Annotated in this window: 20 protein-coding genes and 3 tRNA genes; 14 read left to right on the forward strand and 9 right to left on the reverse strand. The window is 69.7% G+C overall.

What is annotated here, in order from left to right; all coding sequences use genetic code 11:
* From glcF to hemW, 7 genes are read left to right on the forward strand one after another with little or no spacing between them, the layout of a single operon-like run.
* On the forward strand, positions 1-1,257 hold the full coding sequence (gene glcF / locus TthTMY_RS08605; protein WP_096410961.1) for a glycolate oxidase subunit GlcF: 1,257 nt from the start codon (positions 1-3) through the stop codon (positions 1,255-1,257).
* 32 nt (positions 1,258-1,289) lie between these two features.
* Entirely contained in the window at positions 1,290-1,535 is a 246-nt protein-coding gene (locus TthTMY_RS08610; protein ID WP_096410962.1) for a type II toxin-antitoxin system VapB family antitoxin, read from the forward strand.
* A complete protein-coding gene (locus tag TthTMY_RS08615) occupies positions 1,536-1,928 on the forward strand; it encodes a type II toxin-antitoxin system VapC family toxin (protein WP_096410963.1) in 393 nt (130 codons plus the stop codon). It begins immediately after the preceding gene.
* Positions 1,913-3,133 (forward strand): glycerate kinase type-2 family protein, encoded by a 1,221-nt coding sequence (locus tag TthTMY_RS08620; protein ID WP_096410964.1) that lies wholly within the window; start codon positions 1,913-1,915, stop codon positions 3,131-3,133. The genes TthTMY_RS08615 and TthTMY_RS08620 overlap by 16 nt, the downstream gene beginning before the upstream one ends.
* 4 nt (positions 3,134-3,137) lie before the next feature.
* On the forward strand, positions 3,138-3,455 hold the full coding sequence (locus TthTMY_RS08625) for a nucleotidyltransferase domain-containing protein (protein ID WP_014509970.1): 318 nt from the start codon (positions 3,138-3,140) through the stop codon (positions 3,453-3,455).
* Entirely contained in the window at positions 3,445-3,843 is a 399-nt protein-coding gene (locus TthTMY_RS08630) for a HEPN domain-containing protein (protein WP_096410965.1), read from the forward strand. Before TthTMY_RS08625 ends, TthTMY_RS08630 begins: the two co-directional genes overlap by 11 nt.
* Positions 3,836-4,960, forward strand: coding sequence for a radical SAM family heme chaperone HemW (gene hemW / locus TthTMY_RS08635; RefSeq protein ID WP_096410966.1), 1,125 nt, complete (start codon positions 3,836-3,838; stop codon positions 4,958-4,960). Before TthTMY_RS08630 ends, hemW begins: the two co-directional genes overlap by 8 nt.
* Here hemW and TthTMY_RS08640 read toward each other — a convergent pair.
* From TthTMY_RS08640 to TthTMY_RS08650, 3 genes are all read right to left on the reverse strand, one after another.
* Positions 4,957-5,346, reverse strand: coding sequence for an NADH-quinone oxidoreductase subunit 15 (locus tag TthTMY_RS08640; protein ID WP_096410967.1), 390 nt, complete (start codon positions 5,344-5,346; stop codon positions 4,957-4,959). The two genes, hemW and TthTMY_RS08640, sit on opposite strands and share 4 nt — an antisense overlap.
* A gap of 40 nt (positions 5,347-5,386) precedes the next feature.
* Positions 5,387-5,463, reverse strand: a tRNA-Val gene (locus tag TthTMY_RS08645).
* An 8-nt stretch (positions 5,464-5,471) separates the two neighbouring features.
* Positions 5,472-5,546: transfer RNA gene (locus tag TthTMY_RS08650), tRNA-Cys, on the reverse strand.
* Between the two features lie 85 nt (positions 5,547-5,631).
* Between TthTMY_RS08650 and TthTMY_RS08655 the strand changes: the two genes are divergently transcribed.
* Both TthTMY_RS08655 and TthTMY_RS08660 read left to right on the forward strand, forming a co-directional pair.
* Complete coding sequence (locus tag TthTMY_RS08655) at positions 5,632-7,074, forward strand: ATP cone domain-containing protein (protein ID WP_172844635.1); 1,443 nt, start codon at positions 5,632-5,634, stop codon at positions 7,072-7,074.
* Complete coding sequence (locus tag TthTMY_RS08660) at positions 7,067-7,405, forward strand: hypothetical protein (protein WP_096410968.1); 339 nt, start codon at positions 7,067-7,069, stop codon at positions 7,403-7,405. Before TthTMY_RS08655 ends, TthTMY_RS08660 begins: the two co-directional genes overlap by 8 nt.
* Here TthTMY_RS08660 and TthTMY_RS08665 read toward each other — a convergent pair.
* Genes TthTMY_RS08665 through TthTMY_RS08685 form a run of 5 tightly spaced genes read right to left on the reverse strand, consistent with a single transcriptional unit; the run spans position 7,378 to position 10,651 of the window.
* Positions 7,378-7,674 carry a hypothetical protein gene (locus TthTMY_RS08665; protein ID WP_096410969.1) on the reverse strand — a complete coding sequence of 99 codons (297 nt, stop codon included), beginning with the start codon at positions 7,672-7,674 and terminating at the stop codon, positions 7,378-7,380. The two genes, TthTMY_RS08660 and TthTMY_RS08665, sit on opposite strands and share 28 nt — an antisense overlap.
* Positions 7,675-7,676: 2 nt before the next feature.
* Positions 7,677-7,985 carry a hypothetical protein gene (locus TthTMY_RS08670; protein WP_096410970.1) on the reverse strand — a complete coding sequence of 103 codons (309 nt, stop codon included), beginning with the start codon at positions 7,983-7,985 and terminating at the stop codon, positions 7,677-7,679.
* 12 nt (positions 7,986-7,997) lie between these two features.
* Positions 7,998-9,053: a threonine synthase gene (gene thrC / locus TthTMY_RS08675; protein ID WP_096410971.1), complete on the reverse strand. Its 1,056-nt coding sequence runs from the start codon at positions 9,051-9,053 to the stop codon at positions 7,998-8,000.
* A gap of 31 nt (positions 9,054-9,084) precedes the next feature.
* Positions 9,085-9,648, reverse strand: coding sequence for a Uma2 family endonuclease (locus TthTMY_RS08680; RefSeq protein ID WP_096410972.1), 564 nt, complete (start codon positions 9,646-9,648; stop codon positions 9,085-9,087).
* Positions 9,649-9,652: 4 nt separating this feature from the next.
* Positions 9,653-10,651 carry a homoserine dehydrogenase gene (locus TthTMY_RS08685; protein WP_096410973.1) on the reverse strand — a complete coding sequence of 333 codons (999 nt, stop codon included), beginning with the start codon at positions 10,649-10,651 and terminating at the stop codon, positions 9,653-9,655.
* A gap of 53 nt (positions 10,652-10,704) precedes the next feature.
* Here TthTMY_RS08685 and TthTMY_RS08690 point away from each other — a divergent pair, with 53 nt between their 5' ends.
* Genes TthTMY_RS08690 through queG form a run of 3 tightly spaced genes read left to right on the forward strand, consistent with a single transcriptional unit; the run spans position 10,705 to position 12,439 of the window.
* Positions 10,705-10,935 (forward strand): type II toxin-antitoxin system Phd/YefM family antitoxin, encoded by a 231-nt coding sequence (locus TthTMY_RS08690; protein WP_008631765.1) that lies wholly within the window; start codon positions 10,705-10,707, stop codon positions 10,933-10,935.
* Positions 10,914-11,306 (forward strand): type II toxin-antitoxin system VapC family toxin, encoded by a 393-nt coding sequence (locus TthTMY_RS08695; RefSeq protein ID WP_096410974.1) that lies wholly within the window; start codon positions 10,914-10,916, stop codon positions 11,304-11,306. The genes TthTMY_RS08690 and TthTMY_RS08695 overlap by 22 nt, the downstream gene beginning before the upstream one ends.
* Complete coding sequence (gene queG, locus TthTMY_RS08700) at positions 11,300-12,439, forward strand: tRNA epoxyqueuosine(34) reductase QueG (RefSeq protein ID WP_096410975.1); 1,140 nt, start codon at positions 11,300-11,302, stop codon at positions 12,437-12,439. The genes TthTMY_RS08695 and queG overlap by 7 nt, the downstream gene beginning before the upstream one ends.
* Here queG and TthTMY_RS08705 read toward each other — a convergent pair.
* Positions 12,347-13,051, reverse strand: a complete 705-nt coding sequence (locus TthTMY_RS08705; protein WP_096412986.1) for a metallophosphoesterase family protein — start codon at positions 13,049-13,051, stop codon at positions 12,347-12,349. The genes queG and TthTMY_RS08705 overlap by 93 nt on opposite strands.
* A 69-nt stretch (positions 13,052-13,120) precedes the next feature.
* Between TthTMY_RS08705 and lnt the strand changes: the two genes are divergently transcribed.
* Positions 13,121-14,452: an apolipoprotein N-acyltransferase gene (gene lnt / locus TthTMY_RS08710; RefSeq protein ID WP_223903196.1), complete on the forward strand. Its 1,332-nt coding sequence runs from the start codon at positions 13,121-13,123 to the stop codon at positions 14,450-14,452.
* Positions 14,431-14,517 (forward strand) — tRNA-Leu (locus TthTMY_RS08715). The genes lnt and TthTMY_RS08715 overlap by 22 nt, the downstream gene beginning before the upstream one ends.
* The last annotated feature ends 18 nt before the right edge of the window (positions 14,518-14,535 follow it).

The following is a 14,535-nucleotide window of genomic DNA, read 5'->3' on the forward strand; positions in this document are numbered from 1 at the left end:
ATGCAGCACCGGATCCCTGTAGAAGAGCTGGGCAAGGAGGGGGAGGTGATGGCCCACGCCGTTGAGGCCTGCGTGCACTGCGGCTTCTGCCTCCCCACCTGCCCCACCTACGTGGTCCTCCAGGAGGAGATGGACTCCCCCAGGGGGCGCATCTTCCTCATGAAGGAGGTCCTGGAGGGGAACCTCAAGCTGGAAGAAGCCCTCCCCTACCTGGACCGCTGCCTCGCCTGCCAGGCCTGCGTCACCGCCTGCCCAAGCGGCGTCCCCTATGGCGAACTCATCGCCACCTTCCGCCTGTGGAGCGAGGAAAAGCGGCACCGCTTCCCCCTGGAGAGGACCTTCCGCCTGGGCCTCCTCCGCACCCTCCCCTACCCGGAGCGCTTCCGGCCCCTGGCGGGGCTCGGCGTGCGCCTGAAGCCCCTCCTCAAGCCCCTTCCCCTCCCCAAGCCCCTGAAGGCCCCCCTCGCCCTCCTCCCGGACCGCCTTCCCGAGGAGGCCCCTTACCGGGAGGTCTACCCCGCCAAGGGGGAGAGGAAGGCCCGGGTGGGGATCCTTTTGGGGTGCGCCCAGAGGGTCTTGAGGCCCTCCATCAACCAGGCCACCATCCGGGTCCTCCAGGAAAACGGGGTGGAGGTGGTGGCGGTGCCGGAGCAGGCCTGCTGCGGCGCCCTAAACCTCCACGCCGGGGACAAGGAGGGGGCGAGGGCTTTGGCCCGGAAGAACCTGAAGGCCTTCCGGGACGTGGACTACGTGGTCACCAACGCCGCGGGGTGCGGCTCGGGGATGAAGGAATACCCCCTCCTCTTCCTGGGGGAGCCCGAGGAGGAGGAGGCCCGGGCCCTCGCCGCCAAGGTGAAGGACCTGAGCGTCCTCCTGGACGAGCTGGGCTTCACCCCGCCCCCACCCCCCAGGCGCCCCTTGCGGGTGGCCTACCACGACGCCTGCCACCTGGCCCACGCCCAAGGGGTGAGGGAGGCCCCGAGAAGGCTTCTCAAGGCGGCGGGCCTCGAGGTGCTGGAGCCCAAGGAGTGGGAGCTCTGCTGCGGGAGCGCGGGCACCTACAACCTCTTCCAGCCGGAGATCGCCGAGGCCCTGGGAAGGAGGAAGGCGGAAAACCTCAAGGCCACGGGGGCGGACCTCGTGGCCACGGGGAACATCGGCTGCCTCACCCAGATCCAGGCCTACCTGGACCTCCCCGTGCTCCACACCGCCGAGCTTTTGGCCCTCCTCTACGAGGGGAAGGACCCTCTGGCTTGACCCGCATACTCTCTTGCAGCCATGCTTAAAGCATGGCCCTCACCATCCGCAACAAGGAGGTGGAGCGCCTGGCGGAGGAGGTGGCCCGCCTCGCCGGGGAGACCAAGACGGAGGCCGTGAGGAAGGCCCTGGAGATGCGCCTTAGGGAGCTCCAAAGGGAGCGGAACTTTGACCGGGTGATCCGCTTCCTGGAGGAGGAGGTCTGGCCCCAGATCCCCCCGGAGCTTCTGGGGAAGGGGATCCCCAAGGAAGAGATGGACGCCCTCTGGGAGGAGTAGATGGTGGTGGATTCCTCGGCCCTCCTGGCCCTTCTTCTACGGGAGCCCGACCACAGGCTCTACCTGAAAGCCATCCGCCAAGCCTCTAGGGCCAAGGTGGGCGCTCCCACCCTGGTAGAAACGGCGGTGGCCCTGGGACGACACCTGGGTTTCGAAAAGGTCCACATGGTGGAGGCCCTCGTCAAAGAACTCGGCCTAGAGGTGGTCCCCTTCACCGAGGCCCACTACCGGGAAGCCGTGAGGGCCTACGCCCGTTATGGAAAAGGCCGCCACCCTGCCCGCCTAAACCTCGGGGACTGCTTAAGCTACGCCCTGGCCCAAGCCGAAGGGGAACCCCTCCTCTACAAGGGCCAGGACTTTGACCGGACGGACCTGGCGTGGAAGCCCTCCTGAAGGAAGCCTTCCTCGAGGCCCTGAAGGCCACGGACCCCTACCGCCTCACGGCGAGGCACCTCCCCCCTTGGCGGCCGGACCTCGTCCTGGCGGTGGGGAAGGCGGCGGCCCCCATGCTCCGGGCCGCCCTGGACCGCTACGGGGAGGTCCCCTACCACCTCACCCTGCCCAAGGGGCAAGAGGCCCCCGGGCTCAAGGCGGTCTTCGCCCGCCACCCCGTCCCCGACGAGGAGAGCGTCCGGGCGGCCGAGGAGGTCCTCGGCCTCCTCCAGGGGCTTTCCTCGAGGGCGCGGGTCCTGGCCCTCCTCTCGGGCGGGGGAAGCGCCCTCTGGTGCGCCCCCCTGGGGATCCCCTTGGAGGAGAAGCGGGCCCTCACCGAGGCCCTCCTCAAAAGCGGGGCGAGCATCCGCGAGATAAACGCCCTTCGCAAGCACCTCTCCCGCATCAAAGGGGGAAGGGCCCTCCTCGCCACCAGGGCCAAGGTCCACGCCCTCCTCCTCTCCGACGTGCCGGGGGACGACCCCTCGGTCATCGCCTCCGGGCCCTTCCACCCGGACCCCACCACCTACGCCGAGGCCCTGGCCCTCTTGGACCGCTACGGCCTCGCCTTCCCCGGGGCCCGGGCCGTCCTCCGTCAGGGGGCGGAAGGGCGCCTCCCCGAGACCCTAAAGCCCCAAGACCCCGCCCTGAGGCGCCTCACCTGGCGCCTCGTGGGGACGAACCTCCACCTCCTCCGGGCGGCGCAGAGGTTCTTGCGGGCCCGGGGCTTCCGGGCGGCGATCCTTTCCGACCGCTTCGGGGGGGAGGCGAGGGCCCTCGCCCGCTTCCACGCCGAGCTCGTGGAGACCATCCGCGCCCAAGGGGTGCCCTTCAGGAAGCCCCTCTTCCTCCTCTCCGGGGGAGAGGCCCAGGTGCGGGTGGTGGGGAGGGGAAGGGGCGGGCGGAACCTGGAATTCCTCCTCGCCCTCTACGCCCACCTCAAAACCCCCCTCCACGCCCTCGCCGCCGACTCCGACGGCCTGGACGGCCCTAGCGGCGCCGCCGGGGCCCTCCTCACCCCGGCGGTGTGGGAAAAGGGCCTAGACCCCAGGCCCTTCCTGGAGGAAAACGACAGCCTCGGCTTCTTCCAGGAGGCGGGAACCCTTCTCAGGACCGGCCCCACGGGGACCAACCTCAACGATTTCCGGCTCCTCTTTGTAGACTGAGGGAGTGGAGTACCCGGAGCTTGCCCCGGTCCTCGAGGCCATCCTCAAGACCGTCCCGGCGCAAAAGGTCATCCTCTTCGGTAGCCGGGCGCGGGGGGAAGCTCGCCCAGAAAGCGACTACGACCTCCTCGTGGTGGTGCCTCCCGAGTACAAGACCATGCGGGTGTGGAAGGACCTCTACCTGGCGGTGAGCAAGGCCAAACGGGGCTTCAGTCTGGACCTCCTGCTGGCCACCGCGGAGGACCTGGAAAAGTACCGGGATGCCTGGGCCACCCTTTACCCCAAGGTCCTGAGGGAAGGCCGGGTGCTCTATGCCGCGTGAAGCCACAGATCCCTTGGCTTGGCTCGTCCGGGCCAAGAGCAATCTGGCCCGGGCCCGAGCCGGGCGAATAAGCCCTGAAGTGCTTTGGGAGGAACCTTGCTTTGACGCGCAACAGGCTGCAGAAAAGGCCCTCAAAGCTCTTCTGGTTGCCTTAGGTATACCTTTTCCCAAGACCCACGACCTGGAAAGGCTCCTGGAGCTGATCCGCCCCCATATCCCCGTGCCCCTAGAGCTGGAAGCCCTTGTCCGGCTCAACCCCTTTGCCGTCGCCAGCCGCTACCCCGGGGACCTCCCGGAAGCCACGGAGGAGGACTGGAGGGAAGCCCTCGCGCTCGCGGAGCGGGCCGTGGCCTGGGTGGAGGAAGTCTTAAAAAGCAGCCGTGGCTAGCCTCTATGTCCACGTCCCCTTCTGCCCCACCCTCTGCCCCTACTGCGACTTCCACGTGGTCCGGCGGGGGCCGGGGTGGGTGGAGGCCTACCTAAGGCGCCTGGCCGAGGAGGCCCAAGCCCTCCACGAGGGCTTCCCCAAGCCCCTACGCACCCTCTACCTGGGCGGGGGAACGCCGAGCTACCTGAGGGACCGGGAGCTCGTGGCCCTCTTCCAAAGCCTTCCCTGGGCGCTTGCCGAGGGGGCCGAGGTGACCCTGGAGGCCAACCCCGGAACCCTCTCCCCTGGCCGCCTCCGGCTCCTCAAGGACCTCGGGGTGAACCGCCTCTCCCTCGGGGTGCAAAGCTTCCAGGAGGGGGTCCTCAAGTTCCTAGGGCGGGCCCACGGGAGGAAGGGGGCGCTAAAGGCGGTGGAGATGGCCTTGGAAGGGGGCTTTCGCGTCTCCATAGACCTCATCCTGGGCCTTCCCATGCAGGACGTGGAAGCCGACCTGAAGGAGGCGGCCCGCCTCGGGGTGGGGCACGTCTCCGCCTACACCCTCCAGGTGGAGAAGGGCACCCCCTTCGCCCTCCTGGGCCTAAGGGAGGACCCCGAGCGGGAGGCCTGGGCCATGGAGCGGGCGGAGGAGGTGCTGGGAGAGGCGGGGCTTTTGCGCTACGAGGTCTCCAACTTCGCCAGGGAAGGGGAAGAGGCCCGGCACAACCTCGTCTACTGGCGGGCGGGCTTCTGGCTCGCCCTGGGCCCCAGGGCCACGGGGCAGTACCCGGGAAAAGGGGGGGCCTACGCCCTAAGGCGCACGGCCCCGCCCCTTCCCCGCTGGCTTTTGGGGGAAGCCCCGGAGGAAGAGGCCATCTCCCCCCTGGAGCACGCCAAGGAAAGCCTCATGCTGGGCCTGAGGCTCCGGGAAGGGGTGGAGGTGGGGGCCGTGGAGAAGAGGACGGGGCTCACCCTCTTCCCCCTCCTCCAAGGGAGGGCGATGGAGCTCGCCCAAGAAGGCCTCCTCCAGGTCCGGGGGAAAAGGCTCCTTCCCACCCCGAAGGCCTTTCCCCTCCTCCACCGGGTGGTCCTGGAGCTTTGGGAGGCCCTTGCCCCCCTGGCCCCGGACCAGGGGGGCTAGGCGAAGGCCAGGGCCTCCCGGGCCCTATCCGCCAGGGCGAAGAAGCGCTCCTTGGTGAGGGGGATTTTCCCCGTGACCAGGCCCTTTCCCGGCTCGTAGTGGGCGTGGAGGTGGATGTGGGCCCGGGGAAGGCGGAGACCGATGCGCTTGAGCTTGGCGTGCCTCGGGGAGACGTCGGCGAGGAGGAAGGGCTCCCCAAGCCCGTCGGAGAGGGAAGCGGTCATGATGGTGGTGGGGAGGTCGTAGGGCCGCTCCATGCGGTAGATGAAGTCGGGGAAGTCCGCCTCCTTCTCAAAGCGCACGCCCTTCTCCCGGGCGTACTCCCGCATCCAGGAGAGGAGCTCCACCCAGGCCTCGTAGAGTTCGCGCTCGGAAGACGCGCTCATGGCTCAAGTATAAGGCCCCGGGGCGGTCCCCGGGGCCCCTTGGTGGGCGCGAGTGGACTTGAACCACCGACCCCTACCGTGTCAAGGTAGTGCTCTAGCCACCTGAGCTACGCGCCCGCGTGTTCTGGAGGCGCCGGCCGGATTCGAACCGGCGAATGGAGGTTTTGCAGACCTCTGCCTTACCACTTGGCTACGGCGCCAAGCCGTAAGGTATGGTAGCACGAAGCCCCAAAGGGTGTCAAGAAAAACCCGTCGCCAGCGGGAAAAGTGGTATCATGCCCACCAGTGGACGAGGTTTTCGTGCGCCTGCGCCGCGGACGCTGGCCCCTTTCCAAGGGGCTTCTGGTGGAGGCCCTCCTTCCCCTCGGGGTCCCCACGGAGATGGCCCATGCCCTGGCCCACACGGTGGAGGAACGGCTTAAGCGCCTTAGGCGCAAGGGCGGGGTGACGCCCCGGACCCTAAGGCGGATCTTCCTGGAGGAGGTGGAGCGGGAGCTTGGGCCGGACAAGGCCCGCCTCCTTGCCAAGCAGACCCTCCCCTTTGAGGAGATCTTCGTGGTGGAGGGCAGAAAGCAACGCCCCTTCTCCAAGGGCCTCCTCACCCGGAGCCTCGAGGACGCGGGCTTCTCCCTTAGGGAGGCGCACGAGCTGGCCAAGGCCGTGGAAAGGCGGCTCCGCCTGGAGGGCGTCCGCCGCATCCCCGCCAAGCAGCTGGAGAAAGTGGTGGCCGAGGAGGCCCGGCGCCTCTACGGCCCCGAGGCGGGGGAGCGCTACCGGGCCCGCCTCCTCTACGCCGGGGAGCTCTTCGTGGAGGAGGCCCCGGGGGCGCCCAGGGTCCCCTTCTCCAAGGGGATCCTGGCCCAGTCCCTCATGGCCATCGGCCTCTCCCCCGACCGGGCCTTCCGGCTCGCGCGGGAGATGGAGGTGGCCCTCCACCGGGAAGGCGTCCAGGTCATCCGCCGGGACGAGCTGAGGCGGCGGGTGCACCAGGCCCTCCTCCGGGAGGCGGGGGAGGAGATGGCCCGCCGCTACCTGATCCTGCGGAGCCTGCGCAAGCAACCCCGGCCCGTCCACATCCTCATCGGGGGGGTCACGGGGGTGGGCAAGAGCGTCCTCGCCTCCGCCTTGGCCTACCGCCTGGGCATCACCCACATCGTTCCCTCGGACGCCGTCCGGGAGGTCTTCCGCGCCTCCCTCTCCAAGGACCTCCTCCCCACCCTCCACCTCTCCACCTTTGAGGCCTGGCGCGCCCTCTCCCCCGGGCTCGGCCTCGAGGGGGAAAGCTACGAGGTCCAGGTGATGCGGGGGTTTTTAGACCAGGTGGCCAAGGTGGCCGTGGGCCTCAAGGCCATCCAGGAGAGGAGCGCCCTGGAGGGCACCTCCATCGTCTTGGAAGGGGTCCACGTGGTGCCCCGCTTCCTGCAGCACCCCTACCAGGACCGGGTCTTCACCATCCCCATGCTCGTGGCGGTGCAGGACGAGAACCTGCACCGGGACCGCTTCCTCCTCCGCGACCGGGAGACGGGGCACGCCCGGCCCAAGGAGCGCTACCTCCAGCACTTTGAGGAGATCCGCCTCATCCAAAACCACCTCCTGCGTTGGGCCCGGGAGGAGGGGATCCCCGTGATCCCGGGGGAGGACTTGGACGAGGGGATTGAGAAGGCCTTGGAGGTCCTGGTGGCCTACCTCGAGGCCCAGGGGCAGAAGCTGGAGGAAGCCCGTGCTTGAGCCCCTCCTCTTCCCCCTTCTCCTCGCCGTGGCCTTCCGCCTGAGGCGGCTCGCCCCCCTCTTCGCCCTAGGGTTTTGGGCCAACCTCCTCTGGTTCATCTACCAGAACGAGTGGGGCTCGGGCTGGCTCACCTACCTGCGGGGCCTCGGGGCGGGCCTCTTCCTCGCCGCGGGCTACGGGGAGCCCCTCCTCGCCTGGAGCCTCCTCCCCTGGCCCCTGCTCCTCTACGCCAAGCTCCAGGTGCGAGAACTCCTCCCCTACCTCCCCGGCCTCACCGAGGGGCTCGGCCTCGGCCTCCTCCTCTACCTCCTGGGCCTCCGCAAGCGGTAGGAGGCGTAAGGAAGCCCGGCGCCCAAAAGCCCCCCGAGGAGGAAGGCCCAGGGGTGGCCGTAGAAGAGCTGGAGGATGAGGATCCCCCCGTAAAGCACGGCGAAGAGGGGGACGAGGAAGGGCCTTTCCCCGTAGGCCACCGCCGCCCCCCCGAGGGCGAGGCCCAGGGCGAGGGCGAGCCCTTCCTGGTTCGGGCGGAACCAGAGGAAGTAGACGTAGCCCGCGATCCCGAGAAGGGAGAGGGCCTGGGAGAGGCGGTCCGGACGCATCCTCAGTCCTTCACGAAACGGCGCACCCCAAGCTGGGAGAGGACGAGGGCCACCCCTCCCCAGGCCACCTGGGGCTCCCGCCCCAAAAAGCCCATGGCCGCCGAGAAGACCCCGGCCAGGAGGAAGAAGGGCACGTACCTGGGGCTCACGGTGAGGCCCAGGACGAAGGCCACCAAAAACCCCGCCACCCCAGGGGGGAGGCTCGCCCCAAGGGCCAGGAAGAGGAGCATGAGGGCGATGGTGATGGCCCCGGCCAGGTAGTAGGCCCCGGGAAAGGGCTCGGGGACTTTCTTGCGGGCGCGCTCGGCCATGGCCCAAGGCTATCACAAAAGCCCCGCGGCCGCGGCCACCGCCTCGAGGCGGGCGGGCACGGGCGGGGGAAGCTCGGCCACCCTCTCGGCGGTGGCCGGGTCCTTGAGGCCGTGGCCCGTGAGGGTGAGGACCACGGTGCTCTCCGGCTCAAGCCTCCCCTCCCGCAACAGCTTGAAGACCCCGGCCATGGCGGCGGCGCTGGCGGGCTCGCAGAAGATGCCTTCCTCCCGGGCCAGGTAGCGGTAGGCGAAGAGGATCTCCTCGTCCGTCACCGCCTCTATGACCCCCCCCGACTCCTCCTTGGCCCGGATGGCCCCTTGCCAGCTCGCCGGGTTGCCGATGCGGATGGCGGTGGCCAGGGTCTCGGGGCGCTCCACCGGGCGGCCCAGGACCAAGGGGGCCGCCCCCGCCGCCTGGAAGCCGAGCATCTTGGGAAGCCTTTTGGCCTTCCCCAAGGCGAAGTACTCCTTGTAGCCCATCCAGTGGGCGGTGATGTTCCCCGCGTTCCCCACGGGGAGGGCGTGGTAGTGGGGGGCGTCCCCGAGCTCGTCCACCACCTCAAAGGCCAGGGTCTTCTGGCCCTCCAGGCGGTGGGGGTTCACGGAGTTCACCAGGGCCACGGGGTAGGCCTCCGTGAGCTTTTGGGTGAGGCGGAGGGCGTCGTCAAAGTTCCCCTCCACCTGGACGATCCTCGCCCCGTGCACCAGGCTCTGGGCCACCTTGCCCAAGGCCACGTACCCCGCGGGGAGGACCACGAGGGCCTTGATCCCAGCCCTTGCGGCGTAGGCGGCGGCGGAGGCCGCGGTGTTCCCGGTGCTGGCGCAGGCCACCGCCTTAGCCCCCCCCTCCACCGCCTTGGAGACGGCCAGGGTCATCCCCCGGTCCTTGAAGCTTCCCGTGGGGTTTAAGCCCTCGTACTTGGCGAAAAGCTGGATGCCCTTCCTCCTCGCCTCCTCCGGGCCCTTAAGGGGAATGAGGGGGGTGGAGCCCTCCAGGAGGCTTACGACCGGCGTCTTCTCCGAGACCGGGAGGAGGTCCCGGTAGCGCTCCATGAGGGGAAGCCGCATGGCCCCATGCTCCGGCCTTAAGGCCTCGCCGTCAAGGGAGGAAAAGGCCCCGGGTCTCCAGGACGAAGCCGGGAAGCTCGGGGTCTAAGGGCACCCGTTCCGGCCCCTGGTGGCCCTCCACCCCTTCCGGGCGGAAGGCCTCCACCCGGTGGAGGTAAGGGTCCAGGAGGACCACGAGGGGCACCCCGTTCGCCAGATACCAGGCCGCCTTCTGCCGGAGCTCCTCGAGGCCCTGGCTTCTGGAGCGCACCTCAAACACCGCGTCCGGGGCCAGGGGAGGAAACCCTTCCCGCGCCTCTTGGGAGAGGGCCTGCCACCTCTCGCCCAGGAGGAAAGCGGCGTCCGGAGCGAGGACCGAGCCGTCGGGGAGTTTGAACCCCGTGGAGGCGTCAAAGACCACCCCCAGGCCCCGCGCCTCGTTCCAGCGGTAAAGCTGGCCAAGGACGGCGGCGCTCATCCGCCCGCTTTCCCCGCCCGTGAGGGACACGGCTAGCCTCCCGTCGGCCAGGCGCTCAAACTGCCAGCCCGGGTTGCTCTCGGAAAGGAGGCGGAGCTCCTCATCGCTCACGGGGCGCAGGAGGTCCAGAAGGGGCACGCCCTCATTCTACCCCCGGCCAGGGGCTTCCCTCCTCCAAAGGGGGCCTTGCCCGGGGGGCGGGGAGGTGCCCCGGGGCCCCGGAGAGGAAGCGGAGGAGGTCAGCGAAAAGCCCGCTCGCCGTGGCCCCGCCCCCCGCCCCGGGCCCCGTGACGAAGGCCTCCCCCAAAGGCCTGGCCCTGACCCAGAGGGCGTTGCCCCGGGCCCTCGCCAAGGGGTGGTCCTGGGGAAGGCGCCTTGGGGCCACCACCGCCCGCCACCTCCCCCCTTCCCCGAAGAGGCTCGCCACGAGGCGCACCCTCTCCCCCCGGGCCTCGGCCTCCTTCAGGGCCTTTGGGGTGAGGCGGGCGATGCCTTGGGCCTCCACCCCGGCGAAGGGGAAGCCGGGGTCCACGAGGAGCCGGGCGAGGAGGGTGAGCTTGTGGGCGGCGTCTATCCCCTCCACGTCCAAGGTGGGGTCGGCCTCGGCGTAGCCCAGGCGCTGGGCCTCGGCCAAAGCCTCGGCGTAGGTCCGGCCCTTCTCCATCTCCTGGAGGATGTAGAGGGTGGTGCCGTTCAGGATGCCGTGGAGCTCCAAGGGCTCGCTTCCCCTCAGGGTCTCCAGGAAGGAGAGGGCGGGGGTGCCCGCCATGACGCTGGCCTCGCAGTAGATGAGCCCTTCCTCGGCGAAGGGCCTTAAGGACTCCCAGGCCTCGGCGAGGAGGGCCTTGTTGGCGGTGATGAGGGGGATGCCGGCCTCGAGGGCGGGGAGGACGAGCCTAAGGGGGGCCTCCACCCCCCCCATGGCCTCCACCACCAAGTCGGCCTCCAGGAGGTCAAAGGGCTCGGCGCGAAGGAGTTCCTTAGGGATGGCCCTGGGCTTCTTCGGGTCCCGCACCAAGACGCCCAGGAAGCGGGGGACGACCCCGAAAGCGGAAAGCTCTTCCGCCCGCTCCAACACGAGGTTGTAGAAGGCGCTCCCCACGGTGCCGCCCCCCAAGAGGGCGATCTTTAAGGCCTCCATGTGGGGGATTATACCCCTTGCGCTTTGTTAGCTAAGCTTGCTAAGCTAAGTCCGTGAAGGCCTTCACCGTGCACCAGGCCAAGACCCACCTCTCCCGCCTCCTGAAGGCCGTGGAGGAGGGGGAGGAGGTGGTGATCCTGAGGGGCAAAACCCCTGTGGCCAGGCTCGTCCCCTACCGCAAGGGGAAGCGCCCCCTGGGGTTTGTCCCGGGGAGGCTACCCGAGAGCTTCTTTGAACCCCTTCCCGAGGAGGAGCTCGCCCTGTGGGAAGGCGCTACCTCCTAGACACCCACGTCCTCATCTGGGCCCTCACGGAACCCGAGCGGCTGAGCCCCAGGGTCCGGTCCCTTTTGGAGGACCCCGACACCCCCCTTCTCGTCTCCTCGGCCAGCGCCTGGGAGATGGCCACCAAGCACCGCCTCGGGAAGCTTTCCGGCGCCGAGGCGGTCTTGGAGGGCCTGGAAGGCCACCTCTCCCGCCTGGGGGCCGAGGAGCTTCCCATAAGGCTCGCCCACGCCCTCCTGGCGGGAAGGCTTCCCGGGGAGCACCGGGACCCCTTTGACCGCATCCTGGCCGCCCAGAGCCTGGTGGAAGGCCTCGTCCTCCTCACCACCGACCGCGCCTTCCACACCTTCGGCGTGGAGACCCTGTGGTGAAGGACCTCCTGGAGGAACGGGCGCGGGCGCTCGGCCTCCTCTTCGCCTGGGCCCCCCTGGACCTGCCCCCAAAGGCCGAGGCCCGCCACCGGGCCTGGCTGGAGGCGGGCCGCCACGGGGGGATGGCCTACCTGGAGTCCCCGGAGCGCTTCCACCCTAAAAGGCGCTTCCCCTGGGCAAAAAGCGCCCTCCTCCTCTTCGCCCCCTACGCCTACCCCGACCCCGGGACCCCCCCTGGGGGCCTCCGGGTGGGCCGGGTCGCCCGCTACGCCTGGGCGCGGGACTACCACCTGGTCCTGGGGGAGGCGCTCAAGGCCCTGGAGGAGGTGGCGAGGGGCCTCGGCCTCGAGGCCAAGGGCTACGTGGACCACGGGCCCCTGCCCGAGCGCACCCTCGCCGCCCTCTCCGGGGCGGGCTGGATCGGGAAAAGCGGCTACTTCCTCTCCCAGGCCTTTGGGGTCCACGCCTTTATCGGCGTCCTCCTCACCTCCCTGGAGGTGGAGCCCGCCCCCCTCCACCCTAGCCGCTGCGGCCGCTGCGCCCGCTGCCTTATGGCCTGCCCCACGGAAGCCCTCCTCGGGGACGGCACCCTGGACGCCAGGCGGTGCGTGAGCTACCTGACCATTGAGCACAAGGGCTTTATCCCCCCCTCCCTCTGGCCGGGGATTGGGGAGTGGCTTTTCGGCTGCGACCTCTGCGGGGAGGCCTGCCCCTGGGAGCGGTTCGGCAAAGTCTGGAAGGCCTTAAGGCCCGAGCCCGAGCTCGCCCACCCGGACCTTCTGGACTTCTTCCGCCTCTCGGGGCGGGCCTTCGGGAGGAAGTACGCGGGCACCGCCTTCCTCCGGGCGGGAAGGCCCCGCCTGGCCCGGAACGCCCTCATCGTCCTCTTCAACCTGGGCCTGGGGGAGGCCCTCTTCCTGGAAGCGGCCAAGGACCCGAGCCCCCTGGTGCGGCGCACCGCCCTCCACGCCCTCTTCCGGGCCGGGAGGGGGGTGGAGGGGTTTTTGCAGGACCCCGAGCCCGCGGTGCGGGCCGAGGCGTTAGCCCTGCTGGGGGAAGCGCCCGGTGCGGTAGACCTTCTCCAAGATGGGAGGAAGCCCCCAGGCCCGGAGGTCAAAGAGGAGGGGGCCTAGGTCGTAGGCCACTTTAAGGAAGCGGGTCTCGAGGGTCTCTGTGTCCAGCACCATGACGTCCGCCCCGTGCTCCCCGGTGAGGCTTAGGCCCACGCTCCCGGGGTCGGCCACGAGGCCCGCCCCCACCCGCCTGGCCAGGGGCAGGTGCCGCCCCCCAAGGAGGAGAACCTCCGCCCCGTAGCGCTCCAGGAGGGCGAGGAACGCCTTGGCCTCCCCCAGGAGGTCGGGCCGGGCCTCGGGGTCCCCCGGCATCCCGTGAAAGGCCACGAGGCGCCTCCCCCCGTAGGCCCTGCGGTGGGAGAGCCTGAGGCTGCGGAGGTAGGCGAGCTCCTTCTCCCCAAGCTGCGCCCGCGTCCACTCCAGGGTGGCCTTCCCCACCCCCTCGGGCAGGGGCTCGGGGAGGGGGTAGGCCACCCTTAGGTCCCAGGCCCCGGCGATGGCGGCAAGCCCTTCCTCCCAGATCCGGTGGATCACCTGCCTAGGGTGGGGCCCGTAGCCCACCAGGTCCCCGAGGACCAGGACCTCGTCCACCCCCTCGGCCCGTAGGGCCTCCAGGGCGGCCTCGAGGGCGGGGAGGTTGGCGTGGATGTCCGAGAGGACCCCAAGGCGCATGGCCCCATTCTCCCACCTCCGCCGTCAAAACCCGGTGAAAAAGGCCCGCCAAGCCCTTATGGTGGAAGGGTGCGGGCCTTGGCCTTGGGCCTCCTCCTCGCCCTCACCCTCCCCCCCTTTCCCCTGGGCTTCCTCGCCCCCTTCGTCCTCGCCTTCCTCCTCAAGGGGGGCTTCCGGGAGGGGTTCTGGGCGGGCCTCGGGTTCTGGGGGCTCCACCTGGTCTGGCTTCCCCAAAGCTTCGCCCAGAACTTCGGGCCCTGGGGGGCGGTGCCCTTTTTGCCCCTCGTCCTCGTCAAGGCCCTCTCCTTCGGCCTCCTCTTCGCCCTCACCCCCAACGCCCCCATGCGCCTCGGGGGGTGGGTCCTCCTGGAGTGGCTCACCGAGCAAGGGGAGCTCGCCTTCCCCTGGGGGTTTCTGGGCTACGCCCTGGTGGAGGCCCCGGGCCGCATCCTCGCCGCCTGGGGCGGGGTCTACCTCCTCTCCCTCCTCGTCCTCCTCATGGCCTACGGCCTAAGGGCGAGGCGGCCTTGGGTCCTCTTCCCTTGGGCCCTCCTCTGGCTCCTTCCCCTCCCCGAGGCGCACCCCGAGGGCAAGGCCCTCTTGGTCCAGGGGAACATCAACCCCTTGAGGAAGTTCCAGGGGGATTTGGACGAGGCGGTCTACCTCAGGCTCACCGAGGCGGGGCTTCGGGCCCACCCCGAGGCGGACCTCGTGGTCTGGCCCGAGACGGCGGTCTGGCGGATTCCCCAGGAGGCAGAGGCCCTCCTCCAGGGCCGTCCCCTCCTCACCGGGCTCAACCTCCTCGGCCCCAACCGGGCGGTGCTCTACCGGGAGGGCGAGCTCCTCGGCCACTACGACAAGACCCGCCTCGTCCCCTTCGGGGAGCGCTTCCCCTTCCGGGAGGCCTTAGGGGGGGTCTACGCCTTCTTCTTCCGGGCCATGGGGCTTGGGGACCTCGCCGACCGCGTCCCCGGGGAGAAGGTGGCCCCCATCGGGCCCTACGGCGTCCTCATCTGCTACGAGTCCGTCTTTCCCTCCGTGGCCCGAAGCCTGGCGCAGGGAGGGGCCGAGGTCCTCGTCCTCCTCACCAACGACGCCTGGTTCGGCCCCTCCTTCGGGGGGAGGCAGCACTTCGCCCTGGGGCGCCTAAGGGCGGTGGAGACGGGGCGCTGGCTCCTCAGGGCGGGGAACGACGGGGTCACCGCGGCCATAGACCCCTTCGGCCGGGTGGTGGCGGAAATCCCGCCCCACCAAGAGGGCTTCCTCCTCGCCCCCTACGCTTTAAGGACGGGCCTCACCCCCTACGCCCGCTTCGGGGACTGGGCGGTGGGCCTGGCGTTGACCATCTTCCTCCTTGGCCTTATCCTTAGGGTGCGTCCGCCGGGGTGGCGGAATCGGTAGACGCGGCAGACTCAAAATCTGCTGTCCGCAAGGACGTGCGGGTTCGAGTCCCGCCCCCGGCACCAAAAGGCCCCTCCGGGGGC

It is taken from the genome of Thermus thermophilus, assembly GCF_019974155.1.
Classification (GTDB): Bacteria; Deinococcota; Deinococci; order Deinococcales; family Thermaceae; genus Thermus; species Thermus thermophilus_C.

Bases quoted from the DNA above. Each gene is read 5' to 3' on its own strand.
- glcF (WP_096410961.1), top strand. From the start codon at position 1: ATGCAGCACCGGATCCCTGTAGAAGAGCTGGGCAAGGAGGGGGAGGTG.
- TthTMY_RS08610 (WP_096410962.1), top strand. From the start codon at position 1,290: ATGGCCCTCACCATCCGCAACAAGGAGGTGGAGCGCCTGGCGGAGGAG.
- TthTMY_RS08615 (WP_096410963.1), top strand. From the start codon at position 1,536: ATGGTGGTGGATTCCTCGGCCCTCCTGGCCCTTCTTCTACGGGAGCCC.
- TthTMY_RS08630 (WP_096410965.1), top strand. From the start codon at position 3,445: ATGCCGCGTGAAGCCACAGATCCCTTGGCTTGGCTCGTCCGGGCCAAG.
- TthTMY_RS08640 (WP_096410967.1), bottom strand. From the start codon at position 5,346: ATGAGCGCGTCTTCCGAGCGCGAACTCTACGAGGCCTGGGTGGAGCTC.
- TthTMY_RS08665 (WP_096410969.1), bottom strand. From the start codon at position 7,674: ATGCGTCCGGACCGCCTCTCCCAGGCCCTCTCCCTTCTCGGGATCGCG.
- TthTMY_RS08670 (WP_096410970.1), bottom strand. From the start codon at position 7,985: ATGGCCGAGCGCGCCCGCAAGAAAGTCCCCGAGCCCTTTCCCGGGGCC.
- thrC (WP_096410971.1), bottom strand. From the start codon at position 9,053: ATGCGGCTTCCCCTCATGGAGCGCTACCGGGACCTCCTCCCGGTCTCG.
- TthTMY_RS08685 (WP_096410973.1), bottom strand. From the start codon at position 10,651: ATGGAGGCCTTAAAGATCGCCCTCTTGGGGGGCGGCACCGTGGGGAGC.
- TthTMY_RS08705 (WP_096412986.1), bottom strand. From the start codon at position 13,051: ATGCGCCTTGGGGTCCTCTCGGACATCCACGCCAACCTCCCCGCCCTC.